Origin of the sequence: Pseudomonas fluorescens (assembly GCF_018614775.1) — a bacterium.
In the GTDB taxonomy this organism is placed as follows: Bacteria; Pseudomonadota; Gammaproteobacteria; order Pseudomonadales; family Pseudomonadaceae; genus Aquipseudomonas; species Aquipseudomonas fluorescens_BY.
Genome location: NZ_JAGGOF010000048.1, coordinates 76,391 through 88,995, shown reverse-complemented (window position 1 = coordinate 88,995; position 12,605 = coordinate 76,391). Strand labels below are relative to the sequence as shown.

14 protein-coding genes are annotated in these 12,605 nt (G+C 63.8%); 4 read left to right on the top strand and 10 right to left on the bottom strand.

Annotation, left to right across the window (positions count from 1 at the left end; translation table 11 throughout):
• Positions 1–85 precede the first annotated feature (85 nt).
• The 6 genes from sctJ to J7E36_RS13870 form a co-directional block, all read right to left on the bottom strand.
• Entirely contained in the window at positions 86–973 is an 888-nt protein-coding gene (sctJ, locus tag J7E36_RS13895) for a type III secretion system inner membrane ring lipoprotein SctJ (RefSeq protein WP_215003789.1), read from the bottom strand.
• 14 nt (positions 974–987) lie between these two features.
• Entirely contained in the window at positions 988–1,410 is a 423-nt protein-coding gene (gene sctI, locus J7E36_RS13890; RefSeq protein WP_231286418.1) for a type III secretion system inner rod subunit SctI, read from the bottom strand.
• Positions 1,401–2,315, bottom strand: coding sequence for a harpin HrpZ family protein (locus J7E36_RS13885; RefSeq protein ID WP_231286417.1), 915 nt, complete (start codon positions 2,313–2,315; stop codon positions 1,401–1,403). The genes sctI and J7E36_RS13885 overlap by 10 nt, the downstream gene beginning before the upstream one ends.
• A 57-nt stretch (positions 2,316–2,372) precedes the next feature.
• Positions 2,373–2,666, bottom strand: coding sequence for a hypothetical protein (locus J7E36_RS13880; RefSeq protein WP_331275372.1), 294 nt, complete (start codon positions 2,664–2,666; stop codon positions 2,373–2,375).
• 9 nt (positions 2,667–2,675) lie between these two features.
• Positions 2,676–3,608, bottom strand: a complete 933-nt coding sequence (locus J7E36_RS13875; protein ID WP_215003787.1) for a sigma 54-interacting transcriptional regulator — start codon at positions 3,606–3,608, stop codon at positions 2,676–2,678.
• Positions 3,609–4,001: 393 nt separating this feature from the next.
• Positions 4,002–4,577 carry a DUF6436 domain-containing protein gene (locus J7E36_RS13870; protein ID WP_215003785.1) on the bottom strand — a complete coding sequence of 192 codons (576 nt, stop codon included), beginning with the start codon at positions 4,575–4,577 and terminating at the stop codon, positions 4,002–4,004.
• Between the two features lie 108 nt (positions 4,578–4,685).
• On the opposite strand from J7E36_RS13870, the gene J7E36_RS13865 reads away from it, so the two are divergent.
• Positions 4,686–5,633: an alpha/beta hydrolase gene (locus tag J7E36_RS13865; RefSeq protein WP_215003783.1), complete on the top strand. Its 948-nt coding sequence runs from the start codon at positions 4,686–4,688 to the stop codon at positions 5,631–5,633.
• A gap of 133 nt (positions 5,634–5,766) precedes the next feature.
• Here the strand turns inward: J7E36_RS13865 and J7E36_RS13860 are convergent, their stop codons facing one another.
• Positions 5,767–6,510, bottom strand: a complete 744-nt coding sequence (locus J7E36_RS13860; protein ID WP_215003781.1) for a hypothetical protein — start codon at positions 6,508–6,510, stop codon at positions 5,767–5,769.
• A 140-nt stretch (positions 6,511–6,650) separates the two neighbouring features.
• On the opposite strand from J7E36_RS13860, the gene J7E36_RS13855 reads away from it, so the two are divergent.
• Entirely contained in the window at positions 6,651–7,283 is a 633-nt protein-coding gene (locus J7E36_RS13855) for a 2OG-Fe(II) oxygenase (RefSeq protein ID WP_215003779.1), read from the top strand.
• Positions 7,284–7,285: 2 nt separating this feature from the next.
• Positions 7,286–7,777, top strand: a complete 492-nt coding sequence (locus J7E36_RS13850; RefSeq protein WP_215003777.1) for a DUF523 domain-containing protein — start codon at positions 7,286–7,288, stop codon at positions 7,775–7,777.
• Here the strand turns inward: J7E36_RS13850 and J7E36_RS13845 are convergent.
• The gene (locus tag J7E36_RS13845) at positions 7,770–9,155 is read right to left on the bottom strand and encodes a DUF3482 domain-containing protein (protein ID WP_215003775.1); all 1,386 of its coding nucleotides are present in this window, start codon (positions 9,153–9,155) and stop codon (positions 7,770–7,772) included. The genes J7E36_RS13850 and J7E36_RS13845 overlap by 8 nt on opposite strands.
• Positions 9,148–10,515 carry a DUF2868 domain-containing protein gene (locus J7E36_RS13840; protein WP_215003773.1) on the bottom strand — a complete coding sequence of 456 codons (1,368 nt, stop codon included), beginning with the start codon at positions 10,513–10,515 and terminating at the stop codon, positions 9,148–9,150. The genes J7E36_RS13845 and J7E36_RS13840 overlap by 8 nt, the downstream gene beginning before the upstream one ends.
• An 86-nt stretch (positions 10,516–10,601) precedes the next feature.
• On the opposite strand from J7E36_RS13840, the gene J7E36_RS13835 reads away from it, so the two are divergent.
• A complete protein-coding gene (locus tag J7E36_RS13835) occupies positions 10,602–11,114 on the top strand; it encodes a dihydrofolate reductase (RefSeq protein WP_215003771.1) in 513 nt (170 codons plus the stop codon).
• 82 nt (positions 11,115–11,196) lie between these two features.
• Here the strand turns inward: J7E36_RS13835 and J7E36_RS13830 are convergent, their stop codons facing one another.
• Positions 11,197–12,588, bottom strand: coding sequence for an L-cystine transporter (locus J7E36_RS13830; RefSeq protein ID WP_215003769.1), 1,392 nt, complete (start codon positions 12,586–12,588; stop codon positions 11,197–11,199).
• Positions 12,589–12,605: the final 17 nt, after the last annotated feature.

Sequence of the window (12,605 nt, the reverse complement as noted above, 5' to 3'; positions counted from 1 at the left end):
AGCCGGTCAAGCCCCGGCGGTTGCCACTCGCGGCCTGCCTTTCGCCATGCGTGGTTCCACCAGCGAACCCACTCCAGCGCGGCGCTCATGCGGCGGACCCCTTGTCATCGGCCCTGGCGCCCGGTTTCTTGATCGCGAACAACGGCGCCGCCGTGCCGCCGTGCGAGGGGCCGGGCGTTGCGCCCGATCCGGCGAGCTTCTGCTCAAGAGCGTGCGGCAGCTGCAAGGCGCCTTTGCGCCACAGCCGGTAGAGGCCATAAAAAGCCCCCAGCAAAATGCCCAGCAACGTGATGCTCGCGACCACGGTGACCGTTCGCCAATAGCCGACCTCGTCGGCCTGCATGAGAAATGGCCCGAAATGCGCCATCTTGCGCTGTTCCTGATACGGCACTGTGGGAACGAATACCACCGAGAGCTTGCTCGCATTGTGGGCCGCATCGGCCATGCCGGGGATCCCGCTGGCGACCAGGTTGCGCACCCGCGGCGTGATGCTGTCGGGGTCAAGTGCGCTGGTGTGCTTGATAAATACCGAGGCCGATGCGGGTTGGACCGGCTCACCGGGCGCGACCCGTTCCGGCAACACCACATGGACCCGGGCGAGCACCACGCCGTCAATCTGTGACAGCGTCGATTCGAGCTCCTGGGACAGCGCGTAGATGTAGCGCGCCCGCTCTTCCAGCGGCGTGGAAATGACCCCCTCCTTGCGGAAGATTTCGCCCAGGCTGGAACGGGAGCGACGCGGCAGGCCGGCAGCCTCGAGCACGTGAACGGCGCTGTTCATGTCGGCGGCTTCGACCAGTACAGTCATGCCGTCCTTGTCGACCTGCTTGCTCGCCTCGATGTTCTTGTCCGCCAGTTCGGCAATCACTTCGTTGGCGTCCTGCTCGGAGAGGCGGCTGTGCAGCGCCGACCGCTCCTCGCAGGCGGTGAGCAGCAGGCACAGTAACAGCGTTGAGCATGCGCGCATGAACATGGCCGGCCTTCCCTTTATTGAAGGTTAGTGAGCTTCTCGATCGCCTGGGAGCCTTTGCTGACCAGCTTCGCGGTCATCAGGCTTTCCAGGTGGAACGATGACATCGACCGGTTCGACTGCAGCATGTCTTGTGGGTCGGCGGTGCGGATGGCCTTGAGCATGTCGCGATTGGCGCGATCATCCAGTCGCTGCAGTTCACCCGAGCGGCTCGACAACGACTCGATGATTCTCGCCGCGACGTTGTTTTCGGTGTCCGGTGCCGGTGGCTTCTCGCGCATTTGCGCGTTGAACCAACTGACATCACTGGTCTCGGCGCTCGCCTGCGGCTTCGCGGATGTTTTCGCCGGGGAGGCGGCCAGCTGACTGGCATCAATGGCTTGTATTTGCATGGGGCTCTCCAATCTAAAAGCTAAAAGGGCGGTTGCCTTCAGGCGCACATCAGCCTCAAGACGTTACGGGCACTGCCGGTGACGCTCAGGTGAAACTCGATTTCGTCGCGGCCACGCCTGGCGCGTTGCCGCATTGCCGGATGCTGGCCCGCCAAGCGGGCCAGGGCGATGTCCAGCTGTTCCAGGGCCAGCTGGAACAGCCGCGTCTCGCGTGCATCCAGCGGCGTGCCGTGGGCGATACGTTCGGTCCAGGTCCAGGAGTCGCCGTTCATCAGCGGCGGGGGGTAGCGCATGGGATGTTGATCCATGAAGCCGGCGATCTCGAACAGCAGGTCCTGGTCGTCCGGCTCATAGCGTGCCTGGCCTGCGCTGTCGTCGATGTCCAGCAGCGTCAGCAGTTTCCTGCGACCCAGCACCGCGATGAGCCTGAGCAACAGCAGCAGGTTCGTGTTACGACGGTCCAGCGGGCCCTCTGCTTCCCAGGCACCCAACAGCGCGCCGCAGAACGGGTTGTTCGCACTGCCGAAATCACTTTGGTTGCCGACGTCGTTGTCGCCGATAGGTTGCCGGCGGTGGGCGAACATCTGCGCCAGATCGCGAAACAGGTCTTCGTCGCAATAGGCGTCATCGATATCGACGTCCAGATTCTGGCCGGTACCGCCGTTGATCTCCTCCAGGATGTCCGCCAGCACCAGGTTCAGCGGCGTTTCAGCCTCGACGGCCAAGCCGGGTTGGGCAGGCTGCCAACCGAAGGGCGAGCGCCCGCCTGTCGAGCCGTGTTCACCGCCCCATTGGGCGAGCGACTCTTTCAGCCGGCCGCTGGCGGCATGCTGCGTCAGATGCTCGACCACCGCGTCTGCCAGGCCCTGTGTGACAGGGGCGCGGCGCTGCGTTGGATCATCATGGGGCAGAGGTGCCGGAAGGCGAAGGCTGTTCAGCCTGTCGATATGCATGGGCCTGATCTCATCGCGCTTGGGGTTACCCCGCCGCAGCGGGGTTTGAAGCGGTAGTCAGAATCGGATGTTCTTCGACGCCTCCCCCATGGCGGTAATGGCTTTGGTTGCGCTGTCCATGGACTCTGCCGAGATCGCGTTCATGGTATCGGCGACCAGTTTCTTTTGGTCAAATTGGGATTTCATGGTCGTCATTGCCGCGGACGTAGCATCCATCTGCTGCATGGCCGCCATGGACGCCGCGAGAGAAGCTCCACCAAAACTCATAGTCGTATCTCCGGATTGTGGAATGGCGAGACGGTTGTGAGTGTCTCGACGGTTAGGTGGCGACGCAGGTGGAAACGGTTCCACGCCGAGCACTCAACTCATCGATATTTCCAGGCACTTCATCCGGTAATAGAGCGTACGCCGGGCGATGCCCAGTTCGGCGATGACCTTGTCGATATGACGATGGTGGCGACGCATGCAGTCCTCGATGAGGACTTTCTCGAACTGCTGCAGTTGTTCTTTCAACTTGAGCGTGGAGCTGCTGCGTTCCGGGTGTTCCGGGTGCTCGGCGCGGGGCAGCGCCGGCAGGCCCAGCACGTATCGCTTGGCGGCGGACTGCAGTTCACGGATGTTGCCCGGCCAGGCGTAGGCGATCAGTTGGCACAACAGTTCCGGCGCCGGCGGGATATAGGGACGATCGAGTGCCTGGGCCTCGCGACGCAGCATCGTCTGGAACAGCGGCACGATGCGTTCCTTGCGGCTGCGCAACGGCGGCAGCTTGATGCTGACAATGTTCAGCCGGAAATAAAGGTCCCGGCGAAATTCACCACGTTCGACCATCTCCGCCAACGAAGACTGGGCGGAGGCAATGACCCGCATGTTCACCGGGATGTTTTGGGTCGAGCCCAGTCGCTGGACGGTTCTGGATTCCAGCACACGCAGCAGCTTGGCTTGCAGTGCCAAGGGCATGCTGTCGACTTCGTCCAGATACAGCGTGCCGTTATGCGCGGCTTCGACGAACCCGGCGCGGTTCTGGCTCACGCCGGTAAAGGCCCCCGTGTTCGCGCCGAACAGCTGGCTCTCCGCAAGGGTCTCGGGAATGGCGGCGCAGTTGATGGCGATGAACTTGCCGGAACGGCCGGACATGCGGTGGATCTTCTCCGCCAGCGTGTCCTTGCCAGTGCCGGTTTCGCCGCGCAACAGCACGTCGACCATGAGCGGCGCCACACTTTGGGCGAACGCCTCAAGGTTGAGAACATCCTCTTTGTGGGTAGTGGAAAGTGCAGCGCAAAGCATCTTTTGCATCACTGACGATTCCATTCTTGTTTTGGTAGGAGGTCGACAAACTTAAAGATCAAGGCGCGTAGAACGTTCCGCGCTGCGGTATGACCGAATTGAGACCAACGTTCTGTTTGCTACGGAGGTTTAGAGAACCGATTAAAAAAAAGTTCATGTGGGCAGGGCAGATGTTAAACGTTTCAGCTCGACGGCTGGAAAGCTCGTAAACCCCTGAGCGACCCGTCTGGCGTGGGGGCTGGCCGAAAAATCGGGCGTTTGGGGCAACCCTCGTAAAATTGGATCCGACAAACGGTTCAGCACAAGCGCTTGTTTGGAGCAAACGCTCTACTATCAAACAAATGTTCGATCGTTTAGTACTGCGCTAGAGGTTTTGGAAATACATTCCGTAGTTCAGCTTAATTACTTCGGAGTTGACCAGGGACAATAACAACCGACCGCCAATGTGTGAGTGGCGTCAACTTTTCGGCCGACACTTAATGCTTCAAGAATCGGCTCGATGAAGCTGTTGCTGGAGTTGCAGGTCAATCCTTCGCTATAAGGACCGAAATACGCCAATTCGCCGCTGCGGTCCCAGATCGCCACCGCCGGGCTGGCCGGAATCTGGCTTGAGCCGGGGAGTGCTGCAAGAGGAATGAGGCGGTCTAGCGTCGCTGGCAACTGACCCTGGCTGCCGGTCTTTTGTACCGCAAAAAACTCGACGCCTTGGGCGGCATACTTATCAACCAGCTCGGACAGGTGCTGCTGATTGCCGACGTTGCACGGGCAAGCCGGATCCCAGAAGTGCACCAGGCGAATCGCACCCGGGCCGGCCAGGCCAGGCGGCAGGCGCAGCGGATCGCCGGAAAAAACCGCCGTGTGCTGGCTGAAGGCCCGCAGGAAGCGTCCCTGGAACCAGTCATAGGCCACCCACAGCAGGATGGCGCAGCCGAGGGCAAGCAGGCTGGCAAGCAAGGTCGTGCGATGGGACGGGCGCATGAAGTCGATCCTCTGAGGCTGCGTAGCTTGCCATGCCCGCCGCGACAGATGAATATCGCAGGCTTACAAAGTCCGTTTTGCGCGATGCGCTTCTGCCTGGAAATATTGATGCCTGCTTCTTTCGATCCCGATTTCCTGCGTGCCAGCCTCAAACCCCTGGTTCAATGGCAGCCCCTGTCGGAGCAGGCGCAGGCCTATCAGCGCTTCTATGGCCTGGACTTTCCCCAGCGCAGCGTGCGCAAAGGACTGGGGCGTTTCGAGGCAAAAGGGTATGAGTTGGTCGGTCAGGTCTGGTGGCCGGAAAAAGCCGTAGCGACGCTGTTTGTGTTCCACGGTTACTACGATCACATGGGGCTGTACCGGCACCTGATCGAGTGGGCGTTGGAACAGGACTTCGCGGTGATAGCGTGCGACCTGCCGGGCCATGGCCTGTCCAGCGGCGAGCGCGCCAGCATCGGCGATTTCGCCGAGTACCAGGCCACTTTGCAGGGCCTGTTGAGCGAAGCCGGCGCCCTGGGCCTGCCGCAACCCTGGCACCTGTGTGGCCAGAGCACCGGCGGGGCCATCGTGGTCGATCATGTGCTCAACCAGGGCGCCCACAGCCCGGCCCAGGGCCAGGTCATCCTGCTGTCGCCCCTGGTGCGGCCGCGGGCCTGGGGCTGGTCGCGGCTGAGTTACTACCTGCTCAAGCCTTTTGTGAGCGGCATTGCCCGGCGCTTCAGCGAGAACTCCAACGACCCGCAGTTCCTGCCATTTCTGCAAGCCGATCCGCTGCAACCGCTACGCCTGCCTACGGCGTGGGTCGGGGCGTTGGGGCAGTGGATCAAGCGCATCGAAGCTGCCCCGAGCAGTTCGCGTCAGCCATTGATCGTCCAGGGGCAGGCGGACATGACCGTGGATTGGAAACATAACCTGCAAGTGCTGCGCGGCAAGTTCGACCGGCCCCAAGTGCTGATGCTGCCCGAGGCCCGGCATCACCTGGCGAACGAGACCCTGGCGACTCGGCGGGAGATGTTTGGGTTCTTGACGAAGCGGATGAGCCGGGTGCGGCGTTGACTTCAAGGGCCCTATCGCGAGCAGGCTCGCTCCCACAGTGGATTGTGGCCAGTCGCGATATCTGATTTCACTCAACCTCCCTGTGGGAGCGAGCCTGCTCGCGATAGCGGTGTTTCAGGCGCTGAATATCTTGCTACTGCCCCAGATTCTGCCCCACCGCCAACCCCGCCCGAATCGCTGCCAACGCCGCCTGATAATAAGCCTGGCCCTCGGTCGATTCGGCGAAAGTGGCAAATTCTTCCAGCTCGGTGTCGGTCAGGTCGCGGTAGACGTACAGCAGGGTGTTGTTCAGGTCTGTGCCGATCTGTTCCATCAACCGCTGGCGCTGGCCATTCAACATGCCCTGGGCCTGGCCGCCGCCCAGCAGGCCGGGAATCATCGAACTCAGGCTGTCGGCCGCGACGCCGGCGATGGCCAGGCTGACTTCGGCACCGGCCTCGCGGGCGGGCAGGGCCTGGGCCAGGTGGCCGATGATCAGCAGGCGATTGTCACTGGCTGGCATCTTCGGCAGGCCCTTGGCGTTTTTCGCCAACTGATCGCGACGGGTCGCCAACAGCTCGGCCGCCACGACCTTGCGGCCCAGGGACGACTGGAAAAAGCCCAGGGCCGGGTCCGGATCGCGCAGATTTTTGCGCATTTGCGCCTCGGCCCGCTGGTCCATGGCCTGGGGAGCGAAGCGCTGATTGCTGTTGCTCACCAGTGCCTGGAATACCGCTGGCGGCAGGCTGTTCTGATAGCGCTGCTGGGCGGCGCTCAGGGCATCGTTGAAATGCGCGCGCTGTTCCGGCCAGCCGGCGACCTTGTACAACTGGTCGTAGCTGTCTGCCCAGGCGGGCAAAACGCAGAACATCAACAGTGAGAAAAGCAAACGGCGCATAGGGACTCCTGTCAGCAGCCGACTATTCTCCGTGGGGTGTGGGGACTTGTCGAGAATTCGTATCAAGTTCGTACGCTGTTGCCAGCCAGCGCTGCAAAGTCGCCGCATGGCGCTGTCGGTTTTGCAGGCACAGGAATACTATGCGCGCCATGCCAATACCTTCTGATCATCCGCTGCTGTTACGTATTGTCGACGACCTCGCCGAGCGCGGTTGGTCGCAGCAGAACCTGTTCCTGCCGGATGCGCTGACCCGCGCCCTGGCGGCCGAATGTCGCCAGCGTGCCGCCGAAGGCGAGCTGGCCCCGGCAGCGGTCGGGCGCGGGCCGTTTTCGGAGATCCGTGAAGGCATCCGGGGTGATCGCATCCAGTGGATCGAGCCCGGTCAGGCGCAGGCCTGTGACCAGTACCTGGAGCGGATGGACAGCTTGCGCGAGGCGATGAACCGCGGGCTCTTCCTCGGCCTGGAGGATTTCGAAAGCCACTTCGCCCTGTACCCACCCGGCGCATTCTACCTCAAGCACGTCGACCGCTTCCGCGATGACGACCGGCGCATGGTGTCGGCGGTGCTCTACCTCAACGATGACTGGTCAGCGGACCAGGGCGGCCAGTTGCGCATGTACCTGGACGACGGCGTGGAGCATGACATAGTGCCCGCCGGCGGTTGCCTGGTGGTGTTCCTGTCGGGCGACATTCCCCACGAAGTGCTGCCGGCCACGCGGGATCGCCTGTCATTGACCGGCTGGTTCCGCCGTCGCGGCAGCGAGTTGTTTTGAGTATGGAAAAGATCCTGGTCAGTCGCTGCCTGCTCGGGCACCGCGTGCGCTATGACGGCGGCGCCAGCGGGCCGTTCGATCAACTCCAGCAGTGGCTCGACGAAGGCCGGGTCGTGCCGCTGTGCCCGGAAGTCGCCGGCGGCTTGCCCACGCCCCGGGCGGCGGCGGAAATTCCCGGCGGACAGGGTGGGCAGGTGCTCGACGGCCAGGCGGCGGTCATCACCACGGACGGCGCGGATGTGAGCGCGCAGTTTCTGTCAGGCGCGCACCAGGCGCTGGCGCTGGTGCGGGAGCACGGCATCCGGATCGCCGTGCTCAAAGCCAACAGCCCGTCCTGCGGCAACCGGCTGACCTATGACGGGACGTTCAGTGGTGTGAAAGTCAGTGGTGAGGGCGTGACGGCGGCGCTGCTCAAGCGCCATGGGGTAAGGGTGTTCAGTGAGTTGGAGTTGATTGAGGCTGCGACGGCGCTCAAGGCTTTGATCGCTAGCTGACACAACCCATCTGTCCGGCCAATTGCTCGATCTGCGCCTGCCGTTCAGCCTGGCTCAACCGCGCCTGGGGGTTGAGCGAGGACCACTGAGGATGAGCGCGGGCCTTGTTCAACGCTTCCGGCAGCTTGCCTTCGCGCCAGGTCTTGTCCTGGGGCGTGGCGATGCGGATGCTGTCCAGCGCCGCATGCCCGCGCTGGTTGAGGGCTTGCAGCAGTTGCCGTTGGCGCAGCGCCAGCAGGCGCAGCACGCTGTCGTCGACCGTCAGTTCGCGTTGGCCCTTGAGTTTGCCCATCAACCGATTGCCGTAGCTGCGGGCGGTTTGCAGGGCGCCGCCGGCAATGGCGCCGGCCAGGGCAGCGGCGCCGAGGGTCAGGCCGCCCACCAGTAAATCCACGCCGGCACCGGCTGCCGCGCCCGCTGCGATCCCGCCGCCGACCCGCACGCCCAGGTGCTTGAGGGTTTCGGGGTTGAACAGATCATCGCCCCAGCGCCCGTCGAGCAGAGGCAAGTCGCTGGCGGCGGCGTCCTGGGGGCGGAAGGCGTAGAGCTTTAGCAGCGCCTCGACGCAGCGTTGCTCGCGCTGGCGCACCGCATTGCGCAACTCGCTGATAGCCTGGCGTTCCCGCTCGGGGTCGCTGACGACACTGCGGCGGCAGGCGGCGCAGTCGATCAGTAATTCGGCAATCAGGCGCGCCGCGCTCTGCTGGCGGGCCAGGCGTTGCGCCTGTTGATCGGCGATCAAGCGTTCCAGCTGCCCGCGTGCGCTTTCCAGCAACAGCGCCAGGCTTTCATACAGGCGTCGTTCGCCATCCTCGGGCGGTGCGACGCTGTCAAACCGCACCAGGGCATGCAGCCCCAACCGCGCCAGGGCTTCGCGCCAATCGGGCTCGCGATGCTGGGCGCTGCTGACGAAATTCAACACCGGCAACAGCGGCTTGCCGCAACTGGCGAGGACTTCCAGCTCATCGCGGTATTTGGCCAGTACCGGCTCGCGGGCGTCGATGACATAAACGCCGGCATCGCTGGCGAGCAGCTGTCGCAGCACCTTGGCTTCCTGCTCGAAGCGTTGCCGCGCCTCGCTGCCATCAAGGAAGCGGGCCAGGCGTGCCGGGCCGTCCAGGCGTTCACCGGGGCGTTCCAGGCGTTCGAGGTAGTCGAGCAGGGCGATGGCATCTTCCAGGCCTGGCGTGTCGTAAAGCTCCAGCAGCGCTTCGCCGTCCACCGACAGGCGTGCACCTTCGACGTGCCGGGTAGTGCTCGGGCGATGGGACACTTCACCGAAGCCGACGTCCCGGGTCAAGGTCCGCAGCAGCGAAGTCTTGCCGACGTTGGTGTGGCCAACCACGGCCAGTTTCAGTGGCTTGATCGCGTCAGTCATGGCCGCTCTCCAGCCAGTTCATGGGCGCGCAGTCGGCGAACGGCAATTGCAACTGCTGCAGCGCGCTGTGCCAGTCGCCCAGGCGCTCGGCGTCCAAGGCTTCGCCGGGCGGCGCCTGTAACAACCAGACGCGGGTGGCGCTGGCGCTACGGGCCAGTTCGGCGATCAACGCCAGGCTGCCGCGGTCCGGTGAGCGGCGTGGGTCACAGGCAATCGCCAATCGCGCCGGTGGAAAACGCGACAGTTGTTCGAGGAGTTTGTGGCGGGACTCACGGCTGTCGAGAATGCCGGCGTTCTTCACGGAGTCGGGCAGTTTCGGTGGCCAGGGCCGCTCGTCCAGTTCGATCGCCACCAGCAGCGCGCCATCGCTTTGCATGCTGCCGACCGGGATTGCAACGTGATGCAACTGCGCCGGCGCGGCGTCGCTGACACCCAGCCGCTCACTGCTGGGCATCAGGCGTTCGCGCAACTGGGCGTAGCCCGGCAGGTTCAAGTCCAGGCGCAAGGCGGCGCGACCGCGTTGCCAGCGCCACAGGCACAGCAGCGCCAGGGCCAAGCGCGGCAACAGGCCATAGACCAGCAGCACACCCACCAGCCAGGTGGCCCAGGCCTGACGGGCGCTTTCGAGGTTCAGGGCGCCGTCGCCGCTGGCGCGGATCATCTCCACGGTCGGCACGTTGAAGCCCAACAGGGCGGGCAACGTACCGAGGGCGCGGGTCATGGCCACGAAGGTCTCGCTGCCCAGAAGGGTGGTTTCCCAGACAAAGCCATAGCGCCGGGTGGCCATCAGCATCAGCACGATGACCAGCGCGCTGAGCATCGCCAGCAGCCACAAGCCGTTGACCAATGCACCGAGGGCCCAGCGATTGAGCCGGTGTCGTTGCAGCAACAGCAGCAGGGCCGGCGCCAGTTGGGCGGCCTTGGCATCGCGGGCGAGCCTTTCGCTGAGCCACAACCACAAACGGCCGAGCACGGCGTCCTGTTCACCGGCGAACATCAAGCCCAGGGCCCAGCCGATGAGCAGGATCAGGTTCAATCCCAGGAGACTGCCCAGGGCCCAGAACACATTGACCGGGGTTTGCCCGTCGCCCAGGGCGGCAAAGCCCAGGCCGGCGCCGCTGATGATCGCGAGCACTGCCAGCACGACCAGCGCCAGGCGCGCCCCTTGCAGCCAGTGATGCAAGGCCTGGGTGAGGCCATCGCGCTCGGCCAGCCAGCGGGCGCGGTGGCGGATGCGGGTGGACAAGTCACCGCCAGCCGCGCGGGCCAGGCGATTGGCTTCCTGGTCCTCAAGGGGGCCAGCGTGTTCTTCACGCAGGCGTACGGTCTCGGTCAACCAGAGTGCTTGCAGTTCAGTCACGGGCGCTTCCGTTGCTCGAATGAGGGGTGAGCATAACCGCTGTGGCGCCTGTCGGGGTACGGCGGGCCTCTGGTATCCTCGGCGGCATGAAAAAAACACTCCCCTTAAGCCTGATCGCAGCCCTCGGTGAAAACCGCGTGATCGGCGTCGACAACAGCATGCCCTGGCACCTGCCGGGGGATTTCAAATACTTCAAGGCCAGCACCCTGGGCAAGCCGATCATCATGGGCCGCAATACCTGGGATTCTCTCGGTCGGCCGTTGCCGGGACGCCTGAACATCGTCGTCAGCCGCCAGCCGGACCTGCGGCTCGACGGCGCGGAAGTCTTCTGCTCCCTGGAGGCCGCTGTTGAGCGGGCCGAGGCGTGGGCGCTGGCGCAAGGCGTCGATGAGCTGATGTTGATCGGCGGCGCCCAGCTGTATAGCCAGGCGCTGGAACACGCTGATCGGCTGTACCTGACCCGCGTGGCGCTGAGCCCGGAAGGGGATGCGTGGTTTCCGGCGTTTGATGCGAGCCGGTGGACGCTGGTGTCGAACCAGCCGAATCCGGCAGAAGGGGACAAGCCGGCCTACAGCTTTGAGGTGTGGGAGAAGCTGTAAGCCAAGCCTGGATCGTTCCCACGCTCTGCGTGGGAATGCAGCCCGTGACGCTCTGCGTCACTGGACGCGGAGCGTCCCTTGATCAAGCCTGCACCAGCTCCCCATGCTCATCGGCATTCAGCAGCGCTTTGTCAGTCTGCTGCATCACCTGGCTGGTGATCGCCCCGGCGGTGATCGAGCCGCTGACGTTCAACGCCGTGCGGCCCATATCAATCAGCGGCTCGACGGAAATCAGCAGCGCCACCAGCGAGACCGGCAACCCCATGGCAGGCAGCACGATCAACGCGGCAAATGTCGCGCCGCCACCGACCCCGGCCACCCCGGCCGAGCTCAGGGTCACAATCGCCACCAATGTCGCGATCCATACCGGGTCCAGCGGGTTGATACCCACCGTTGGCGCAACCATCACCGCCAGCATGGCCGGATAGAGGCCGGCGCAACCGTTCTGGCCGATGGTGGCGCCGAACGAGGCACTGAAACTGGCGATGGATCGGGGAATGCCGAGACGGCTGGTCTGGGCTTCGATGCTCAATGGAATGGTCGCGGCGCTGGAGCGGCTGGTGAAGGCAAAGGTCAGCACCGGCCAGATCTTGCGGAAAAAACGCAGCGGGTTGATTCCGGCGGCGGAAACCAGCAGGCCATGGACGACGAACATCAGGCCCAGGCCCAGGTATGACACCACGACAAAGCTGCCAAGCTTGATGATGTCCTGCAGGTTGGAGCCCGCGACCACCTTGGTCATCAACGCCAGCACGCCATACGGGGTCAGCTTCATCACCAGCCGCACCAGGCGTGTGACCCAGCTTTGCAGGGTGTCGATGGCGTTGATCACTTTCTGGCCTTTTTCCGCGTCATCCTTGAGCAGTTGCAGTGCCGCGACGCCGAGGAACGCGGCGAAGATCACCACGCTGATGATCGAGGTCGGCTTGGCCCGGGCCATGTCGGCAAAAGGGTTCTGCGGAATGAACGAAAGCAGCAACTGCGGGATATTCAGGTCGGCGACCTTGCCGGCATAGTCGCTCTGGATCACTTGCAGGCGGGCCAGTTCCTGGGTGCCGGCCACCAGGCCTTCGGCAGTGAGGCCGAACAGGTTGGTCAGGCCGATGCCGAAGAGCGCGGCGATGGCTGTGGTGAACAGCAGCGTGCCGATGGTCAGGAAGCTGATCTTGCCCAGGGACGAGGCGTTATGCAGGCGGGCCACGGCGCTGAGAATCGAGGCGAAGACCAGCGGGATGACGATCATTTGCAGCAACTGCACGTAGCCGTTGCCTACCAGGTCGAACCAGCCGATGGAGGCTTTGAGCACCGGGTTACCGGCACCGTAGATCGTGTGCAGGGCGATACCGAACACAACGCCCAGCACCAGCGCCAGCAGCACTTTTTTCGCCAGGCTCCAGCTGCTGTGGCGGGTTTGCGCCAGGGCGAACAGCAGGGCGAGGAACACCAGCAGATTGAGGATCAGTGGCAGATTCATCAAAGAAAGCTCCGTTA